The organism is Cytobacillus dafuensis (genome assembly GCF_007995155.1).
Lineage (GTDB): Bacteria > Bacillota > Bacilli > Bacillales > Cytobacillaceae > Cytobacillus > Cytobacillus dafuensis.
Map to the genome: position 1 here is coordinate 15,918 of NZ_CP042593.1, position 19,808 is coordinate 35,725.

Annotated in this window: 13 protein-coding genes, 3 tRNA genes, 3 rRNA genes, 1 other RNA gene and 1 other annotated feature; of the genes, 16 read left to right on the forward strand and 4 right to left on the reverse strand. The window is 41.8% G+C overall.

The genetic code is table 11. The features are described from left to right. Window positions 1–49 precede the first annotated feature (49 nt). Window positions 50–166, forward strand: a 5S ribosomal RNA gene (gene rrf, locus FSZ17_RS00065). A gap of 327 nt (window positions 167–493) precedes the next feature. Here the strand turns inward: rrf and FSZ17_RS00070 are convergent. Beyond that, on the reverse strand, window positions 494–1,450 hold the full coding sequence (locus FSZ17_RS00070; RefSeq protein WP_185150653.1) for a YaaC family protein: 957 nt from the start codon (window positions 1,448–1,450) through the stop codon (window positions 494–496). Window positions 1,451–1,562: 112 nt separating this feature from the next. On the opposite strand from FSZ17_RS00070, the gene guaB reads away from it, so the two are divergent. The 4 genes from guaB to FSZ17_RS00090 all read left to right on the forward strand — a co-directional run bounded on the left by guaB (window position 1,563) and on the right by FSZ17_RS00090 (window position 6,461). Beyond that, entirely contained in the window at window positions 1,563–3,026 is a 1,464-nt protein-coding gene (guaB, locus tag FSZ17_RS00075) for an IMP dehydrogenase (RefSeq protein ID WP_057776942.1), read from the forward strand. Window positions 3,027–3,265: 239 nt separating this feature from the next. Continuing rightward, window positions 3,266–4,576 carry a D-alanyl-D-alanine carboxypeptidase family protein gene (locus FSZ17_RS00080; protein WP_185150691.1) on the forward strand — a complete coding sequence of 437 codons (1,311 nt, stop codon included), beginning with the start codon at window positions 3,266–3,268 and terminating at the stop codon, window positions 4,574–4,576. Between the two features lie 114 nt (window positions 4,577–4,690). Next, window positions 4,691–4,919: a binding site (T-box leader), on the forward strand. 57 nt (window positions 4,920–4,976) lie between these two features. Next, the gene (serS, locus tag FSZ17_RS00085; RefSeq protein WP_057776944.1) at window positions 4,977–6,257 is read left to right on the forward strand and encodes a serine--tRNA ligase; all 1,281 of its coding nucleotides are present in this window, start codon (window positions 4,977–4,979) and stop codon (window positions 6,255–6,257) included. Window positions 6,258–6,368: 111 nt separating this feature from the next. Next, a tRNA-Ser gene (locus tag FSZ17_RS00090) sits at window positions 6,369–6,461 on the forward strand. 106 nt (window positions 6,462–6,567) lie between these two features. Here FSZ17_RS00090 and FSZ17_RS00095 read toward each other — a convergent pair. The 3 genes from FSZ17_RS00095 to FSZ17_RS00105 form a co-directional block, all read right to left on the reverse strand. Beyond that, window positions 6,568–7,236 carry a deoxynucleoside kinase gene (locus FSZ17_RS00095; RefSeq protein WP_057776945.1) on the reverse strand — a complete coding sequence of 223 codons (669 nt, stop codon included), beginning with the start codon at window positions 7,234–7,236 and terminating at the stop codon, window positions 6,568–6,570. Continuing rightward, window positions 7,233–7,874 carry a deoxynucleoside kinase gene (locus FSZ17_RS00100; RefSeq protein ID WP_057776946.1) on the reverse strand — a complete coding sequence of 214 codons (642 nt, stop codon included), beginning with the start codon at window positions 7,872–7,874 and terminating at the stop codon, window positions 7,233–7,235. The genes FSZ17_RS00095 and FSZ17_RS00100 overlap by 4 nt, the downstream gene beginning before the upstream one ends. 212 nt (window positions 7,875–8,086) lie before the next feature. Continuing rightward, window positions 8,087–9,373: a LysM peptidoglycan-binding domain-containing protein gene (locus FSZ17_RS00105; RefSeq protein WP_057776947.1), complete on the reverse strand. Its 1,287-nt coding sequence runs from the start codon at window positions 9,371–9,373 to the stop codon at window positions 8,087–8,089. A 348-nt stretch (window positions 9,374–9,721) separates the two neighbouring features. On the opposite strand from FSZ17_RS00105, the gene tadA reads away from it, so the two are divergent. The 11 genes from tadA to FSZ17_RS00160 all read left to right on the forward strand — a co-directional run bounded on the left by tadA (window position 9,722) and on the right by FSZ17_RS00160 (window position 19,788). After that, window positions 9,722–10,264 (forward strand): tRNA adenosine(34) deaminase TadA, encoded by a 543-nt coding sequence (gene tadA / locus FSZ17_RS00110; RefSeq protein ID WP_407643419.1) that lies wholly within the window; start codon window positions 9,722–9,724, stop codon window positions 10,262–10,264. Between the two features lie 78 nt (window positions 10,265–10,342). Next, an RNA gene (gene ffs / locus FSZ17_RS00115) (signal recognition particle sRNA large type) lies at window positions 10,343–10,607 on the forward strand. Window positions 10,608–10,735: 128 nt separating this feature from the next. Further along, window positions 10,736–12,430, forward strand: coding sequence for a DNA polymerase III subunit gamma/tau (gene dnaX / locus FSZ17_RS00120; protein WP_057776949.1), 1,695 nt, complete (start codon window positions 10,736–10,738; stop codon window positions 12,428–12,430). A 23-nt stretch (window positions 12,431–12,453) separates the two neighbouring features. After that, window positions 12,454–12,777, forward strand: a complete 324-nt coding sequence (locus tag FSZ17_RS00125; RefSeq protein ID WP_185150654.1) for a YbaB/EbfC family nucleoid-associated protein — start codon at window positions 12,454–12,456, stop codon at window positions 12,775–12,777. A 507-nt stretch (window positions 12,778–13,284) separates the two neighbouring features. After that, entirely contained in the window at window positions 13,285–13,881 is a 597-nt protein-coding gene (gene recR, locus FSZ17_RS00130; RefSeq protein WP_057776992.1) for a recombination mediator RecR, read from the forward strand. A gap of 84 nt (window positions 13,882–13,965) precedes the next feature. Beyond that, on the forward strand, window positions 13,966–14,184 hold the full coding sequence (locus FSZ17_RS00135; protein WP_057776993.1) for a YaaL family protein: 219 nt from the start codon (window positions 13,966–13,968) through the stop codon (window positions 14,182–14,184). Window positions 14,185–14,274: 90 nt separating this feature from the next. Then, window positions 14,275–14,538: a pro-sigmaK processing inhibitor BofA family protein gene (locus FSZ17_RS00140; protein WP_057776994.1), complete on the forward strand. Its 264-nt coding sequence runs from the start codon at window positions 14,275–14,277 to the stop codon at window positions 14,536–14,538. Window positions 14,539–14,824: 286 nt separating this feature from the next. Continuing rightward, window positions 14,825–16,375 (forward strand): 16S ribosomal RNA (locus tag FSZ17_RS00145). Between the two features lie 147 nt (window positions 16,376–16,522). After that, window positions 16,523–16,599 (forward strand) — tRNA-Ile (locus FSZ17_RS00150). A gap of 11 nt (window positions 16,600–16,610) precedes the next feature. Further along, a tRNA-Ala gene (locus tag FSZ17_RS00155) sits at window positions 16,611–16,686 on the forward strand. 167 nt (window positions 16,687–16,853) lie between these two features. Beyond that, a 23S ribosomal RNA gene (locus FSZ17_RS00160) occupies window positions 16,854–19,788 on the forward strand. Together the 16S and 23S rRNA genes with 2 tRNA genes alongside form the textbook arrangement of a ribosomal RNA operon. Window positions 19,789–19,808: the final 20 nt, after the last annotated feature.

Here is a 19,808-nt window from a genome sequence, read left to right on the forward strand (position 1 = left end):
TCTTCAACATTATCTAGTTTTGAGGGAACAAAACCTCAATTTTATACAGTTTGGTGGCGATAGCGAGAAGGTCACACCCGTTCCCATCCCGAACACGGAAGTTAAGCTTCTCAGCGCCAATGGTAGTTAGGGGCTGTCCCCTTGTGAGAGTAGGACGTCGCCAAGCAAAACGAAGAACAGCTAAATGAGGCTGTTCTTTTTTATTTATGTTCGAAGAACATTTAAAAATTTGTATAAAAATGAGAAGAAATTTAGAAAGCAAACCCCGAGGGTTTGAAGAAGCAAGGGAGTGACGCCCGGAATGTGCGATGCACATGAGGACGGAACGAACGCAGCTGACGCAGAGATTCGCCGCTTATTCAAAGCCGAGGCAGAACACGGAAGTTAAGCTTCGGCGCCGGTGGTAGTTAGAGTTGTCCCCTTGTGAGAATAGGCCATTGCCAAGCAAAATGGAAGAGTATCCAATGGGTACTCTTATTTGTTTTATTATGTATCATGACAATTTACCTTTTAAAAATTGATAAATTAAAAAAGGTCCCTTCTTAGAGGTAATATTTAAGAAAGATTGTATGAATGGATAATCTTGATTAGGCATCATTTTAATAAGCTCACTCCACCATTCTGTTTCATATCTGGAAATCATGCTTAAATTGTAAAGTAATAAATAATGGATCAGTAATTCAGGATAGTTGTTCAAAACACTTTTTGTTGTTGGAAAGTTAATTTCAAGGTTTTCTAGATTATATTTAAAAGGGAGAAACTCTACATTATCTAAAGTATTGAGAGAAAAATTGATAAATTGATCATTCGATTCTTGCAGTATTATTAGATCTGCCATATCAGTTTTCAAAAAATCAGTAAAACGAGATTCAGTCATATGGTAATGATCTAAAATGATTTTTGGCAGAGATAACAAATCATCATTTCGTTTAATTTGTAAAAAAGTATTTTTTCCTTTTGTTTGAGAAAACATCAGAGAAAGTTCAGGTATTTGTGAAAGCAGCTCTTGCATGGTTATTTTTTCCCCTTCCAAATGTTTCATGTGAAACATTTTCTCCCCCATATATGGTAAGAGTCCACTCTTTTGAATCTTCACTTCGTCTAGAAAAAAATGATATTGTTGTTTCTTTCTTTTTCTTGTTGAAACTCCATGAGCTAGGACAGTTGTTGATTCTGGGTAGTTTGGATCAATAGTTAATATGCAAGCTTTAATTAAATGAACTAGCCCGTAAAAGAGAAGTATAGGCTGAATAATCAAAGGTGCATTTTTTGCTTGATTATAATAAATTTGTCCATGTTCTAGATAATAAATAAAGGGGTAACAATTTTCATAACTTTTTTGTTCAGCTAAGTCAGTGCTCCGAAGCTTATAGCATTTTTTAAGAAAAGATTGTGAAGAGCTTGCTGAAAAAAAATATAAAAATGAATCCCAATTTTTAAAATCAAGCATTAATAACACCTCCGAATTTTTAGAAAAGTCTAACATATTAAAGAGTCCTTGACAGTATTTTGCCCAATTGATAACCTACTAATAATATTTTCTAGACTAGGGGGTCAAAAAGATGTGGGAAAGTAAGTTTGTAAAAGAGGGTTTAACATTTGATGATGTGTTGCTTGTTCCTGCCAAATCAGAGGTTCTTCCACGAGATGTCGATTTAAGCGTTAAATTAACTGAGAAGATTAAGCTTAATATTCCACTAATTAGTGCAGGTATGGATACTGTAACTGAAGCTGATATGGCTATTGCAATGGCCCGTCAAGGCGGACTAGGAGTTATTCATAAAAATATGTCAATCGAGCAGCAAGCTGAACAGGTTGATAAAGTGAAGCGCTCAGAGAGTGGCGTCATTACAGACCCATTTTTCCTTACCCCAGAACAACAAGTTTTTGATGCTGAACATTTAATGGGAAAATATCGTATTTCCGGTGTTCCGATCGTCAATAATCATGAAGAACAGAAACTTGTTGGGATATTAACGAACCGAGACCTTCGATTTATTTCTGATTACTCAATTATCATTTCCGATGTTATGACTAAAGAAAATCTTGTAACTGCACCTGTTGGAACTACTTTAGCAGATGCAGAAAGTATTCTTCAAAAACATAAAATTGAAAAGCTCCCACTTGTTGATAGTAAAGGGATTCTTAAAGGTTTAATTACCATTAAGGATATTGAAAAAGTTATTGAATTCCCTAATTCTGCAAAGGACCAACAAGGAAGATTATTAGTTGGGGCAGCTGTTGGAGTCACAAAAGACACAATGAAGCGAGTAGAATTGCTTGTTAAATCTCAAGTGGATGTTATTGTCGTTGATACAGCTCATGGGCATTCTAAGGGTGTATTGGATACAGTCCGAGAGATTCGCAACGCATACCCAGACCTTGCAATCATTGCAGGAAATGTAGCTACTGCAGAAGCTACAAAGGATTTGATCGAGGCTGGAGCAGATATTGTGAAAGTAGGAATCGGGCCTGGATCCATTTGTACAACTCGAGTGGTTGCTGGTGTAGGTGTTCCACAAATAACAGCTGTTTATGATTGTGCTACAGAGGCAAGGAAGCATGGAAAAGCGATTATTGCTGATGGCGGAATCAAGTATTCAGGTGATATCGTTAAAGCACTTGCTGCTGGAGGACATGTTGTAATGCTCGGAAGCTTATTAGCAGGTGTATCCGAAAGCCCTGGAGAGACAGAAATTTTCCAAGGACGCCGTTTCAAGGTTTACCGTGGAATGGGTTCTGTTGCAGCTATGGAAAAAGGTTCAAAAGACCGTTATTTCCAAGAAGATAATAAAAAATTTGTTCCAGAAGGTATTGAAGGCCGTCTGCCATATAAAGGACCATTAACAGATACAATCTATCAGCTTGTAGGCGGATTACGTTCAGGAATGGGCTATTGTGGAACAAAAGACTTAACCGAATTAAGAGAAAATGCTCAGTTTGTAAAAATGACGGGTGCGGGCCTTAGAGAAAGTCATCCGCATGATGTTCAAATTACAAAAGAAGCTCCAAATTATTCATTATAATAATTAAAAAAAGCAGAGAAAATATTGAACTGCACCTTAATTTTAGACTCAACTAGTAATTAAGGTGCAGTAAAAATATTCTCTGCTTTTTTATTTTGGTAATAAAAAGACAAGAATAGGTAATACCTCTGTCTATGTTTTAGGTTCTAGTTATGTTAAAATATCAAACGTGTACTAAATAGTTGGAGGGCTTTCTATTGAAAAAATTTCGTAAGTATGTTGCTAGTATTCTTGCATTAATGATGGTAATAGGGCTTTTTCCTAGCTTAAATAAAGCCCATGCAGAAGATATTTTAAATATCAATGGAGATGCTGCTATTTTAGTAGAAGCAGAGACCGGAAAGGTATTATATTCAAAAAATGCTGATCAAGTATTAGGGATCGCAAGTATGACGAAAATGATGACGGAATATCTTCTTCTTGAAGCTATTGAAGAGGGAAAAGTGAAGTGGGATCAGGAATATTCCGTTAGCGAATATGTCTGGAAGATTTCTCATGATACGAATTTATCAAATGTTCCATTGCGTAGAGATGGTAAATATAATATTCGTGAATTGTATCAGGCAATGACGATTTATTCAGCCAATGCTGCGACCATTGCTATTGCTGAAACGATTGCTGGGTCAGAAAAAAACTTTGTGAAAATGATGAATGAAAAAGCGGAAGAGCTTGGTTTAGAGGATTATAAATTTGTTAATTCAACCGGCTTAAATAATAAAGATTTAAAAGGAAATTTCCATACTGGAACTGAAGAAGAAGAAAATGTTATGTCAGCACGTGCAACAGCTAAGCTGGCATCAGCTCTAATTAATAGATTTCCAGAAGTATTAGAAACAACTAGTATTCCAAAGATGACCTTCAGAGAAGGTACTGAAGATGCTATTAATATGGAGAACTGGAACTGGATGCTTCCAGGCCTAGTCTATGGTTTTGAAGGTGTAGATGGGCTAAAAACAGGAACGACAGATTTTGCGGGGTATTGCTTTACAGGTACTGCAGAGAGAAATGGCACCCGTTATATTACGGTGGTTATGAATGCTAAGGATGATAGTGGAAAAGGGTCTTACAAATCGCGTTTTGATGAGACAAAGAAAATGCTCAATTATGCCTTTAGCAATTTTAGTAAAGAAGAGATTGTACCAGCGAATTATGAAGTAAAGGGCAAAAAGACTTTACCAGTAACGAAAGGTAAAGAAGATAAGGTAAAGATTCATACAAAAGATCCAATCACGATGGTCTTAAAAAGCGGAGAAAAAGAAAATTATAAACCGAAGCTAGTACTTGATAAAAAGAAATTAAATGAAAAAGGCGAATTGACTGCACCAATTAAAAAAGGTGAAAAAGTTGGTACGTTAACAATTGAATCTCCGAATGATAAGGATTTGGAATTTTTATCTGAAGATGGAAAAAGTAATATTACAGTAGATGTTGTTGCTGCTGACGATGTTGAAAAAGCGAACTGGTTTGTGCTTATGATGCGTGGAATTGGAAGCTTCTTCGGAAATGTTTGGGGAGGAATTTCCTCAACCGTTCAAGGGTGGTTTTCTTAAAAAAAAGCGATTCCTGTCTTGACAGGAATTCTTTTTTTATCATTAAATTTGTATAATTCAGTTGCAAATGGTTTAAAATTGTAGTACATTATGAATTACAAAAATTTTCTATAATAAAAAGCAATGAGAGGAACTAGTAGCAGGAAATTCGTTCTTAAGAGAGCCAATGGCTGGTGAGAATTGGCGGATGAAGCTTGTGAATCCATCCTCGAGCAAAGTATGGAAAGCCTTGAACAACCTCTAGGTCAGTAAATACTTTCGGTTAAAACCGTTATGAATGAAGGTGGAGGACAATTCATTGTCTTCAACTAGGGTGGCAACGCGGGTAACTCTCGTCCCTTTTATAGGGACGGGAGTTTTTTGTGTTTTTACGCCTATTAAAACAAGGAGGGAATATCAAATGTTGGACATTAAGTATTTAAGGGCTAATTTTCAAGAAGTGAAAGAGAAGCTTAAGCATAGGGGAGAGGATTTAACCGATCTAGGGAAATTTGAAGATCTAGATACGAAACGTCGAGAGTTAATTGTTCAGGCGGAGCAGCTGAAGAGTAAACGGAATGAAGTATCTCAGCAAGTGGCGGCATTAAAGCGTGATAAACAGGATGCGGATCATCTAATTGTTGAGATGAGAGAAGTCGGAGATCAAATCAAGACACTTGATGATGAACTCCGAAGTGTAGAAGAAGTATTGGATCAATTATTACTCAGCATTCCGAATATTCCACATGAAAGTGTTCCGGTTGGGGAAACTGAAGATGATAATATTGAAGCTTGGAAATGGGGCGAAATTCGCGAGTTTGAATTCGAACCTAAACCACATTGGGATGTTGCTGACCAGCTGAAAATTCTTGATTTTGAAAGAGCTGGAAAAGTGACAGGAAGCCGTTTTGTTTTCTATAAAGGCTTAGGCGCTCGCTTAGAACGTGCATTATTCAACTTCATGCTCGATCTTCATACAGATGAACATGGCTATAAAGAAGTCCTACCGCCGTATCTTGTCAATCGTGCTAGTATGACAGGAACAGGGCAGCTTCCTAAATTTGAAGAAGATGCTTTCCTTATAGGAAACGAGGATTACTTCTTAATTCCAACTGCGGAAGTACCAGTAACGAATATGCATCGAGATGAAATTCTCACTGGAGAGAATCTCCCGATTAACTATGCTGCCTTTAGTGCGTGCTTCCGGTCAGAAGCAGGTTCTGCTGGCCGCGATACTCGCGGACTTATTCGCCAGCACCAATTTAATAAAGTTGAGTTGGTGAAATTTGTTAAACCTGAAGATTCTTATGATGAATTAGAAAAATTAACAAAGAATGCTGAGAAGGTATTACAGCTATTAGGACTTCCATATCGAGTAATGAGCATGTGTACAGGGGATCTTGGTTTCACAGCTGCGAAAAAGTATGATATTGAGGTATGGATTCCAAGCTATGGCACATATAGAGAAATTTCTTCTTGCAGTAATTTTGAAAGCTTCCAAGCAAGACGTGCAAATATTCGCTTCCGTCGTGAGCCGAAAGGAAAGCCAGAGCATGTTCATACATTAAATGGATCTGGACTCGCGATTGGCCGTACGGTAGCAGCTATATTAGAAAATTATCAACAGGAAGATGGTAGTGTTATCATTCCTGAGGTATTACGCCCTTATATGGGAAACCGAGATGTCATTAAACCTGAATAGGTTACAAAGGAAGATAGTCTTTTCTGAGCGGTGTCAAAACCGCTCAGAAAAAAATCTTATATACATGTTGACTTCATCTGAAATAAGTGATATATTATTTCTTGTCGATACGGAGGAATACCCAAGTCCGGCTGAAGGGATCGGTCTTGAAAACCGACAGGCGGGTCAAACCGCGCAGGGGTTCGAATCCCCTTTCCTCCTCCATTATAATTGACATCTAACATGCGCATAAATTGGAGATGAAATCGTTACAGCTGTAACGATTTTTTTATTGTATAGGATAATGTAAAAATAGTCGCCGAATGGGCGACTATTTTTTTAACAATTGCGTTTGTTTGAGAAATATAGAAATGCGTTCAAGGATTGGCTCAATTGAATTTTCATCCTCGATAATGTCATAATCATTAATATTTAAACGAAGAACAGGGCATGCATTAAACGTATTAATCCAATTTTCATAGCGCTTATGCATTTCCTCCCAATAGGAAATGGGTGTCTGTTGTTCCATTGGGCGTCCTCTTTCTTGGATACGCGATAAAATATCATCAAGGGAGCCTTCAATATAGATGAGAAGGTCCGGGTGTGGGAAATAAGGTGTCATGACCATCGCTTCAAAAAGACTTGTGTATGTTTCATAGTCTACCTTTGACATTGTGCCTTTTTCATAATGCATCTTGGCAAAAATTCCAGTATCTTCGTAAATCGAGCGATCTTGAATGAAACCGCCTCCATATTCAAAAATACGTTTCTGCTCCTTAAAGCGTTCAGCTAGAAAGTAAATTTGTAAATGAAAGCTCCAGCGATCGAAGTCTGCATAAAATTTATCCAAGTATGGATTAGAATCGACTTTTTCAAAAGATGTGCGGAAATGAAGTGCCTTAGCAAGGGCATTCGTCATGGTAGATTTTCCGACTCCTACTGTACCAGCTACAGTAATGACAGCATTCGAAGGAATCCCATATTTGTTACGTAAACTCATGATTGTATGCTCCCTTTTTTAAATGATTGGTTTAAAGTGTCAAATATATAGTTTAGATCATCCTTGTTTTTTACAAAATCTAAGTTATCACCATTGAATCGAAGAACTGGCACTTCTGGATGTTGGGCTTCGAATTCGCTAATGGCGCTTTCATAATCCAACGAAAGCTGCTCCAAGTAGAGAGGGCTAATATTTTTTTCAATTTCCCGTCCTCTAAGCTTAATGCGCTTTAGCAGTGTCTCAAGGCTGGCATGTAAATAAATAACCATATTGGGTTTCGGCATATCAGCCGTTAAAATCTCATATATTTTTAAATACTTATCGTATTCGGTTTTATTTAAGGAACGCCCTGCAAAAATTAAATTTTTAAAAATATGATAGTCAGCCGTGACAGGTTCATTATTTTTCAAATAATGGTTATGTATATCAACTAACTGCTTGTAACGGTTGCAGAGGAAAAACATTTCTGTTTGAAAGCTCCATTCCTCTATGTTTTCATAGAACTTACCTAGAAATGGATTTTCATCTACTATTTCTTTAAGCAAAGTAAATTGATAATGGTCGGAAATTGCTTTTGCCAGCGATGTTTTTCCTACGCCAATTGGCCCCTCAACCGTAATAAAAGGTGCTACTTTCATCAATTGCCCTCCTACTCCATCTTGCTTTTCTATTCTAAATCTCCTATTAAATAAGATTAATCTTGTAAATCGCCGTTCTTAATGGGCACAAAAATTATTTTAACATACTATGAGAGTGGAAGGGATATGGAATTTTATATGGGTAAAGACAAAAAAACAGCTGCAGACGTTAGCAGCTGTTTTAATTGAATATGAAAGTATCACTTTTCTAATCAGGCTCTTTTTACTACCTCAAAATTTTCGGTAATTAATAACCAGTTTTGTGGGAAGGAGAGTCCGAGCTTCCAATAACTCATTCCTCTTAGTTTTAATTCTTTAATTAAATTGAATTTAGCTTGAATGGACCTAGCATCTTCAAACCAGACTTCATGTTTTTTTCCTTCGTTATCAGTATAGTTAAAGAATGGCGCTTGGGATCTTGAATCATACTGGATAGGGACATTATGTGCTGCAGCAAGTTGAATGGCTTGCTGTGGGCTGACTGCTTTTGCAACCGACCCTGGAACAAAGGGCAATGTCCAGTCATATCCATATAGATTCTGCCCCATTAAAATTTTTGATGACGGGATCTCGGTTATGGCATATTCTAAAACTCTTCTAACTGGACCAATAGGGGAAACTGCCATGGCTGGACCTCCGCTATATCCCCATTCATATGTCATGATAACGACGAAATCCGCAATTTCTCCATGTGCTTTATAGTCATGTGCCTCATACCATTTGCCTTTTTGAGTTGCACTTGTTTTAGGTGCAAGAGCTGTAGAAAGCAGCCAACCCTCTTGTTGAAATCTTGCCTTTGCTTTCCTTAAAAACCGGTTATAAGCTTCACGATCCTCTGGGCGCAAAAATTCGAAATCGAAATGAATATCTTTAAATCCATATTTTTTTGCCGTTGTGACAATGTTATTTAAAAATTTATCTTGTATGGGAATATTATTTAGAAGAATACGGCCAAGCTCGTCATTAAATTGATCGTTCTCTTGATTTGTAATGACCATCATCAAAACATTTTGATTAGCTCTGGCTATGGCTGGGAAATTATTTAATAATGGTTCTTTTAGTGATCCGTCACGAAGTGCTTGAAAGCTGAATGGGGCTAAGTAAGTTAAATAAGGTGCTGCTTCCCGTGCGCTTGCTTCTAGATTTGGTGCAACGGATGTTCCTCTAGGTTCTACATAAGCATTAAATTCTGCTTTTGGCTTGGGCCGAGGTGGAATATAGAGTCGAAATCCAATTTGAAGCGGGGTATTAACAGAAATTCCATTAACCGCTGCTAGCTCCTGAAAGGAAATACTGAATTTCCTTGAAATGGAATATAAGCTATCACCACTCTGCACCCAGTAAAATTGTCCAATAATAGGAATAACCATTGTCTGTCCGACCACTAAATTGTTCGGATTAGGAATTTCATTTGCTTCTGCAATGTCTTTGGCAGTTGTTCCGTAAGTTCGTGCAATACTTGTTAATGTTTGATTTTCTTGTACAACATGAATTTGCAAATTACTCCCTCCTTCATACAATATAAAGTGAAACTTCCATTAGTGGGGGGTTCTTTCATCCCCCACTGATGGTTAGTTGAACCAATCACGCTCAAAACGCCACGTCCTGTGTTTCGCCTGACTAGGAAATCCTGTCCGTCGTCGGGCTTTTGCGGGGAGTTGATTCCCCCACTTAGGTTTCTTTGATTCTCTCGCAAACTTGAAGTGGGGGTCTTACTGCCCGTTAATCTTCGACAAAACATAGAACATACTGTCCGTATCATCAGCCATGTAATATGAACACTACAACCATTTTATGAAGGAAAAATAGAAGTAATGATATAATTAATTAAGGAAAAAATTAAAGGAATGAATAAAATGGTTTTGCAGAACGATCATATAGATGAAATATTTATGCTTGAAGCTATAAAAGAAGCAAAAAAGGCTGAACAGATAAAGGAAGTCCCGATTGGGGCTATTATTGTCCATAATGGAGAGATCATTGCAAAAGCACATAATTTAAGGGAATCAAACCAAAATGCTATTGCTCATGCGGAATTGCTTGCGATTGATCAAGCTTGTAAGAAGCTTGGGACGTGGAGACTAGAGGATGCTGTTCTATACGTCACACTTGAGCCATGCCCGATGTGTGCGGGAGCAATCATGCTTTCTCGGATTAAAACAGTCGTTTATGGTGCGAAGGATCCAAAGGGCGGCTGTGCTGGTACGTTTATGAACCTTCTTCAAGATGAACGCTTTAATCATCAGAGTGATGTTGTGTCAGGAGTCCTTGAAAAAGAGTGTGGGGACCTTCTATCTGCTTTCTTTAAAAGTTTACGCGAGCGGAAAAAGGAAGAGAAAAAGAGGAGACAGCTGCAATTGGATACAAATGCAGGAATTGACAGTGAATAGGAATTGATTTTTAATCGGAATGTTAGTATACTTATAAATGCGTCACATATGGCGCAATTAAATATGGTTTCAACTTTGCCGTGCTAGGCGGGGAGGTAGCGGTGCCCTGTACTCGTAATCCGCTCTAGCGAGGCTGAATCCCTTCCTGAGGCTGGTGTCCTGTAGGGTCTGCCTTAAGTAAGTGGTGTTGACGTCCGGGTCCTGCGCAATGGGAATCCATGAACCATGTCAGGTCCGGAAGGAAGCAGCATTAAGTGGACAATCTCATGTGCCGCAGGGTTGCCTGGGCCGAGCTAACTGCTTAAGTAACGCTTATGGGCGTCAGTCGAAGGAAGGTGCACGGCAGTTTAACTATGATAAATGAAACTCATCTCAGATTGGGATGAGTTTTTTATTTGATTAACTTTTGTAAAAGTTATTTTATATACGGTATAATAGTCAAAGAGAATACATAGGAAGGGGGGCGTGTCAATGAGTTATCAAGCTTTATATCGTGTTTGGCGGCCACAAAGCTTTATTGATGTTGTTGGACAAGAGCATGTAACGAAAACATTGCAAAACGCCCTGCTTCAACAAAAAATATCGCATGCTTATTTATTTTCAGGCCCTAGGGGAACTGGTAAAACAAGTGCTGCGAAGATTTTGGCAAAAGCGGTTAACTGTGAAAGAGCACCGATTAGTGAGCCATGTAATGAGTGTCCGTCATGCAGAGGGATTACAGATGGCTCAATTCCTGATGTCATTGAAATTGATGCGGCCTCTAACAACGGTGTAGAAGAAATAAGAGATATTCGCGATAAGGTGAAGTATGCTCCAAACGCCGTAAAATACAAGGTCTATATTGTCGATGAAGTGCATATGCTTTCCATTGGCGCTTTCAATGCTCTGTTAAAAACTCTTGAAGAACCGCCAAAGCATGTTATCTTTATTTTAGCGACAACAGAGCCTCATAAGATTCCTCTTACGATTATTTCAAGATGTCAGCGCTTTGATTTCAAACGTATTACGGCTCAAGCGATTGTGGGCAGAATGAAGCTCATTGTGGAAGAGACTGGCGTCGAATGTGATGAACAAGCATTGCAAATTATTGCACGAGCGGCAGAGGGTGGAATGCGTGATGCCCTGAGTCTACTCGATCAAGCGATTTCATTCAGCCAGGATAGTGTGACGATTGAAGATGCTTTAACTGTTACAGGAGCTGTTTCACAAGGGTACCTTAATAAACTAGCAAATGCTGTGATGGAAAGAGATGCAGCTTCAGGTCTAGGATTTTTAGAGGAATTACTCGCTCAGGGGAAAGATCCTTCAAGGTTTGTAGAGGATTTCATTCTGTACTATCGTGACATGCTGCTCATTAAAGCGGCTCCTCGGTTAGAGGAATCGTTGGAAAGAGTGATGCTCGATGATGAATTCCAATCTCTCGCAAATGAAATGAATCCAGAAGAGCTATATGAATTAATCGAAGTTTTGAATAAAGCGCAGCAAGAAATGCGCTGGACGAACCACCCTAGAATTTTCCTTGAGGTTGCCATTGTAAAGCTATGTCAGCTTCAAAAAAGTAAAGCACAAGAATTCTCAGGAGATCTTCAGCCTCTGCTGCAGAAAATTCAGCACCTTGAGCAGGAAATAAGCGACTTGAAGCGGCAAGGTATACCTCTTCAAGATGAAGCTCAGCCAGCAGTTCAAAAGAAGCCTCAAAGAAGTTCTCGGAAAGGCTTTCAAGCTCCTGTAGGAAAAGTTAATGAAATATTAAAGCAAGCAACCAAGAATGATTTAATGGCTATTAAAAGCAAATGGAGTGAAATGCTTAATAGGCTTGTTCATAATCAAATGCGGTCACAAGCCGCTTTGTTGAATGAAGCGGAGCCAGTTGCAGCTTCCGAAAATGCTTTTATCATTAAATTCAAATATGAAATTCACTGCCAAATGGCGATGGATAATGCAAGGTTTTTAGATACATTATCGAATACGATGTTTGAGCTTTTTGGAAAACGGATACAAATGGTTGGAATCCCTGATGAACAATGGCAAAAAATTAGGGAAGATTTTTTACACACTCAGCGGGATGATGAAGCTGGGGATGAAGTTCGTCAAAATGAAGAAGAACCATTAATTGCCGAGGCTAAGAAAATATTTGGTGAAGAGTTAGTAGAAATCATAGAATAATTACTAATGTGGAGGTTTATAAAATGATGCGTGGAATGGGAAATATGCAAAATATGATGAAACAAATGCAAAAAATGCAAAAGAAAATGGCTGAAGCACAAGAAAAGCTAGGTGAAGAAAGAATCGAAGGTACTGCTGGCGGTGGAATGGTTACAGTGATTGTTTCTGGCCATAAAGAAGTACTAGAAGTAAACATAAAGGAAGAGGTTGTAGATCCAGACGATATTGAAATGCTTCAAGATCTAGTGCTGACAGCAACCAATGATGCAATGAAAAAAGCAGATGAATTAACAAACAATACAATGGGGCAATTTACAAAAGGAATGAACCTGCCTGGAATGTTCTAAGACAACACTCCATCTGTCTTGCTTTGACGTACAGGACGTACTAGTGTAGACAATGCGACAGGACAAGGAAAGCTTCGTCAGCGACACATCGCACGACCAAAAGGGAGCTTTTGGGAGGACGTCGCGTTTTTGTCGACCTCGAGGTCATTAGCCAAACCATCAAGAAGATAAAAGAACAACCTTCTCGCTGGCTTGCCTTTTGCTTGTCGCACCTGATCGAGGCGCTTCCGCTTTTCTTATTGTCTAGCTCCAGCGCCTAGGGGCTCGAGGTCATAAGTCAATCCAACAAGAAGGTAAAAGAACAACCTTCCCGCTGGCTTGTCTTATGCTTGTCGCCCCTGATCAAGGCGCTTCCGCTTTTCTTATTGTCTAGCTCCAGCGCCTAGGGGCTCGAGGTCATAAGTCAATCCAACAAGAAGGTAAAAGAACAACCTTCCCGCTGGCTTGTCTTATGCTTGTCGCCCCTGATCAAGGCGCTTCCGCTTTTATTAAAAGGAGGAATAAATAATGCACTATCCTGAACCGATATCTAAGCTGATTGACAGCTTTATGAAATTGCCAGGTATCGGCCCTAAAACGGCCGCTCGTCTGGCTTTTTTTATATTAAGTATGAAAGAAGATACGGTACTTGACTTCGCAAAGGCCTTAGTCAATGCAAAAAGAAATTTAACTTATTGCTCTGTTTGTGGCCATATCACAGATCAAGATCCTTGTTATATTTGCGAGGATCAAAGAAGAGATCGCTCTGTAATCTGTGTTGTTCAAGATCCTAAAGATGTAATTGCAATGGAAAAAATGAAAGAATATCATGGCCTCTATCATGTTCTTCAAGGGGCCATATCACCGATGGATGGGATTGGGCCAGAGGATATTAATATTCCTTCACTATTAAAAAGGCTTCAGGATGATACAGTGCAGGAGGTCATCCTTGCAACAAATCCTAATATTGAGGGAGAAGCAACAGCTATGTATATTTCTAGACTTTTAAAGCCATCTGGAATACGTGCTACTCGAATTGCACATGGGCTTCCAGTTGGAGGAGATCTTGAATATGCTGATGAGGTAACGCTGTCAAAAGCTCTTGAGGGAAGAAGAGAAGTTTGATATTCAACGATTAGTTAAAAAGGGAACAATTGTCCTTTGATTGTTCTGCAGGTGCTTGTGCATTTCTTACTGGGGGAAATGAAAATGTTATTTCGTAGAAAGGGTTGGCTTCGTAAAGAATTTGACGATAAGCTCTTTGGAAAAGCTAATGAGCTAAGGGACATCTGGATGAATCAAAAATTACTCATTGAAAAAAGCTTTGATCCATCTGCTGAAATTATGAGCCAAGCAAAAATTAGTGAAGCAAAATATTTTTTTCTATTTAAAGAAGTTAAAAATAGAAACATTTCTATAAGAAAATAATTTAAGCAGCAGTCCTTCTCTCATGGTATTTTTTGTGCTTCAATTTCATAAATTGATAGTACAAGTTTACTGAGAGGAGGATTTTTCTTATTGGAGCCTATTGTGGTGATCTCCATTTTAGGAGGTTGTATTTTATTGCTTTTATTTCTTGGTGCACCAGTGAAACCAGTAAGATTTATTGGACAAGGTGTGATTAAATTACTTATTGGCGCACTTTTTTTATTCTTTTTAAATGCCTTTGGAAACCAATTTGGTATACATGTGCCCATTAATTTGGCTACTGCTTCAATATCGGGCTTTTTAGGAATACCTGGTTTGTTTTCATTAGTGGCCATACAAACTTGGATTATATAAGTTTCAAAATAGCTGCTTATTACAGCAGCTATTTTTTATTTAAAAAGTTATTGACACTCTATTTATATGGTGGTAATATATTAAAAGTCGTCACATTAACTTTTTAACAACCTTCATTTGAAATAAAAAAAGTTGTTGACAAGGTGTTGTGAAAATGATATATTAATAAAGTCGCCTATGAGCGATAAATATGAAAAACATTGTTCTTTGAAAACTGAACGAACAAAAACGTCAACGTAAATTCAAAGTCTTTTTATAAGACATTTTTAAGAGCTAATCTTACTCTTTATTGGAGAGTTTGATCCTGGCTCAGGACGAACGCTGGCGGCGTGCCTAATACATGCAAGTCGAGCGGACTTGTGAGAGCTTGCTCTCGCAAGTTAGCGGCGGACGGGTGAGTAACACGTGGGCAACCTGCCTGTAAGACTGGGATAACTTCGGGAAACCGGAGCTAATACCGGATAATTCTTTTCTACACATGTAGGAAAGCTGAAAGATGGCTTCGGCTATCACTTACAGATGGGCCCGCGGCGCATTAGCTAGTTGGTGAGGTAACGGCTCACCAAGGCAACGATGCGTAGCCGACCTGAGAGGGTGATCGGCCACACTGGGACTGAGACACGGCCCAGACTCCTACGGGAGGCAGCAGTAGGGAATCTTCCGCAATGGACGAAAGTCTGACGGAGCAACGCCGCGTGAGTGATGAAGGTTTTCGGATCGTAAAACTCTGTTGTTAGGGAAGAACAAGTACCGTTCGAATAGGGCGGTACCTTGACGGTACCTAACCAGAAAGCCACGGCTAACTACGTGCCAGCAGCCGCGGTAATACGTAGGTGGCAAGCGTTGTCCGGAATTATTGGGCGTAAAGCGCGCGCAGGTGGTTCCTTAAGTCTGATGTGAAAGCCCACGGCTCAACCGTGGAGGGTCATTGGAAACTGGGGAACTTGAGTGCAGAAGAGGAAAGTGGAATTCCACGTGTAGCGGTGAAATGCGTAGAGATGTGGAGGAACACCAGTGGCGAAGGCGACTTTCTGGTCTGTAACTGACACTGAGGCGCGAAAGCGTGGGGAGCGAACAGGATTAGATACCCTGGTAGTCCACGCCGTAAACGATGAGTGCTAAGTGTTAGGGGGTTTCCGCCCCTTAGTGCTGCAGCTAACGCATTAAGCACTCCGCCTGGGGAGTACGGCCGCAAGGCTGAAACTCAAAGGAATTGACGGGGGCCCGCACAAGCGGTGGAGCATGTGGTTTAATTCGAAGCAACGCGAAGAACCTTACCAGGTCTTGACATCCTCTGCCAACCCTAGAGATAGGGCGTTCCCCTTCGGGGGACAGAGTGACAGGTGGTGCATGGTTGTCGTCAGCTCGTGTCGTGAGATGTTGGGTTAAGTCCCGCAACGAGCGCAACCCTTGATCTTAGTTGCCAGCATTCAGTTGGGCACTCTAAGGTGACTGCCGGTGACAAACCGGAGGAAGGTGGGGATGACGTCAAATCATCATGCCCCTTATGACCTGGGCTACACACGTGCTACAATGGATGGTACAAAGGGCTGCGAGACCGCGAGGTTAAGCGAATCCCATAAAACCATTCTCAGTTCGGATTGCAGGCTGCAACTCGCCTGCATGAAGCCGGAATCGCTAGTAATCGCGGATCAGCATGCCGCGGTGAATACGTTCCCGGGCCTTGTACACACCGCCCGTCACACCACGAGAGTTTGTAACACCCGAAGTCGGTGGGGTAACCGTAAGGAGCCAGCCGCCTAAGGTGGGACAGATGATTGGGGTGAAGTCGTAACAAGGTAGCCGTATCGGAAGGTGCGGCTGGATCACCTCCTTTCTAAGGATATATAGAAGTATTTCATACTTCTTAAATAAGACGTTTCTTGTTCGTTCAGTTTTGAGAGAATAATGCTTTCTCTATGAAAATAAAATAATCATTTGAGAAACGAGAAGCAACGCTTTTTGTTTATCAAATCCGTTATATGGGCCTATAGCTCAGCTGGTTAGAGCGCACGCCTGATAAGCGTGAGGTCGATGGTTCGAGTCCATTTAGGCCCACCATTTCAAATAACGGGGCCTTAGCTCAGCTGGGAGAGCGCCTGCCTTGCACGCAGGAGGTCAGCGGTTCGATCCCGCTAGGCTCCACCATAACGAATCTACTATTCGTTATTTTTTTCGCTCAAATTGTTCCTTGAAAACTAGATAATGAAATGAAGAAGAATAACCGAGTAATCGCCATTTTAGTTTTCTCTCTTAATTTAGAAATAAAGTAAGAGTACAAACCATGAGGACAACGTTAATCGTTGACCGAAGTAGGTTAAGTTAGAAAGGGCGCACGGTGAATGCCTAGGCACTAGGAGCCGATGAAGGACGGGACTAACACCGATATGCTTCGGGGAGCTGTAAGTAAGCTTTGATCCGGAGATTTCCGAATGGGGGAACCCCCTATCCGTAATGGGATAGGATCTTTACCTGAATACATAGGGTATTGAAGGCAGACCCGGGGAACTGAAACATCTAAGTACCCGGAGGAAGAGAAAGCAAACGCGATTCCCTGAGTAGCGGCGAGCGAAACGGGATTAGCCCAAACCAAGAGGCTTGCCTCTTGGGGTTGTAGGACACTCTACACGGAGTTACAAAGGAACGAGGTAAATGAACAGGTCTGGAAAGGCCGGCCATAGAAGGTAAAAGCCCTGTAGTTGAAACTTCGTTCCCTCCAGAGTGGATCCTGAGTACGGCGGGACACGTGAAATCCCGTCGGAAGCAGGGAGGACCATCTCCCAAGGCTAAATACTCCCTAGTGACCGATAGTGAACCAGTACCGTGAGGGAAAGGTGAAAAGCACCCCGGAAGGGGAGTGAAAGAGATCCTGAAACCGTGTGCCTACAAGTAGTCAGAGCCCATTAACGGGTGATGGCGTGCCTTTTGTAGAATGAACCGGCGAGTTACGATTACATGCGAGGTTAAGTTGAAGAGACGGAGCCGCAGCGAAAGCGAGTCTGAATAGGGCGAATGAGTATGTGGTCGTAGACCCGAAACCAGGTGACCTACCCATGTCCAGGTTGAAGTCCAGGTAACACTGGATGGAGGACCGAACCCACGCACGTTGAAAAGTGCGGGGATGAGGTGTGGGTAGCGGAGAAATTCCAATCGAACTTGGAGATAGCTGGTTCTCTCCGAAATAGCTTTAGGGCTAGCCTCATGTAGTAAGAGTCTTGGAGGTAGAGCACTGTTTGGACTAGGGGCCCTCATCGGGTTACCGAATTCAGACAAACTCCGAATGCCAAAGACTTATCCATGGGAGTCAGACTGCGAGTGATAAGATCCGTAGTCAAGAGGGAAACAGCCCAGACCACCAGCTAAGGTCCCAAAGTATACGTTAAGTGGAAAAGGATGTGGAGTTGCTTAGACAACCAGGATGTTGGCTTAGAAGCAGCCACCATTTAAAGAGTGCGTAATAGCTCACTGGTCGAGTGACTCTGCGCCGAAAATGTACCGGGGCTAAACGTATCACCGAAGCTGTGGATTGACATCTACGATGTCAGTGGTAGGAGAGCGTTCTAAGGGCGTTGAAGCTAGACCGTAAGGACTGGTGGAGCGCTTAGAAGTGAGAATGCCGGTATGAGTAGCGAAAGATGGGTGAGAATCCCATCCACCGAATGCCTAAGGTTTCCTGAGGAAGGCTCGTCCGCTCAGGGTTAGTCGGGACCTAAGCCGAGGCTGAAAAGCGTAGGCGATGGACAACAGGTTGATATTCCTGTACCACCTCTTTACCGTTTGAGCAATGGGGGGACGCAGGAGGATAGGGTAAGCGCGCTGCTGGAATAGCGCGTCCAAGCAGTTAGGCTGCAAGCGAGGCAAATCCCGCTTGCATAAAGGCTGAGCTGTGACGGCGAGGGAAATAAAGTACCGAAGTTCCTGAATCCACACTGCCAAGAAAAGCCTCTAGCGAGGGAAAAGGTGCCCGTACCGCAAACCGACACAGGTAGGCGAGGAGAGAATCCTAAGGTGAGCGAGAGAACTCTCGTTAAGGAACTCGGCAAAATCACCCCGTAACTTCGGGAGAAGGGGTGCTCATTTGGGTGAATAGCCCGGATGAGCCGCAGTGAATAGGCCCAGGCGACTGTTTAGCAAAAACACAGGTCTCTGCGAAGCCGTAAGGCGAAGTATAGGGGCTGACGCCTGCCCGGTGCTGGAAGGTTAAGAGGAGGGGTTAGCGCAAGCGAAGCTCTGAATTGAAGCCCCAGTAAACGGCGGCCGTAACTATAACGGTCCTAAGGTAGCGAAATTCCTTGTCGGGTAAGTTCCGACCCGCACGAAAGGCGTAACGATCTGGGCACTGTCTCAACGAGAGACTCGGTGAAATTATAGTACCTGTGAAGATGCAGGTTACCCGCGACAGGACGGAAAGACCCCGTGGAGCTTTACTGTAGCCTGATATTGAATTTCGGTACAGCTTGTACAGGATAGGTAGGAGCCTTGGAAGCCGGAGCGCTAGCTTCGGTGGAGGCATCGGTGGGATACTACCCTGGCTGTATTGAAATTCTAACCCGCACCCCTGATCGGGGTGGGAGACAGTGTCAGGTGGGCAGTTTGACTGGGGCGGTCGCCTCCTAAAAAGTAACGGAGGCGCCCAAAGGTTCCCTCAGAATGGTTGGAAATCATTCGAAGAGTGTAAAGGCATAAGGGAGCTTGACTGCGAGACCTACAAGTCGAGCAGGGACGAAAGTCGGGCTTAGTGATCCGGTGGTTCCGCATGGAAGGGCCATCGCTCAACGGATAAAAGCTACCCCGGGGATAACAGGCTTATCTCCCCCAAGAGTCCACATCGACGGGGAGGTTTGGCACCTCGATGTCGGCTCATCGCATCCTGGGGCTGTAGTCGGTCCCAAGGGTTGGGCTGTTCGCCCATTAAAGCGGTACGCGAGCTGGGTTCAGAACGTCGTGAGACAGTTCGGTCCCTATCCGTCGTGGGCGCAGGAAATTTGAGAGGAGCTGTCCTTAGTACGAGAGGACCGGGATGGACGCACCGCTGGTGTACCAGTTGTTCTGCCAAGAGCATCGCTGGGTAGCTATGTGCGGAAGGGATAAGTGCTGAAAGCATCTAAGCATGAAGCCCCCCTCGAGATGAGATTTCCCATAGCGTCAAGCTAGTAAGACCCCTGAAAGATGATCAGGTTGATAGGTTTGAGGTGGAAGCGTGGTGACACGTGGAGCTGACAAATACTAATCGGTCGAGGACTTAACCAAATTGATTACTCGAATTCTTC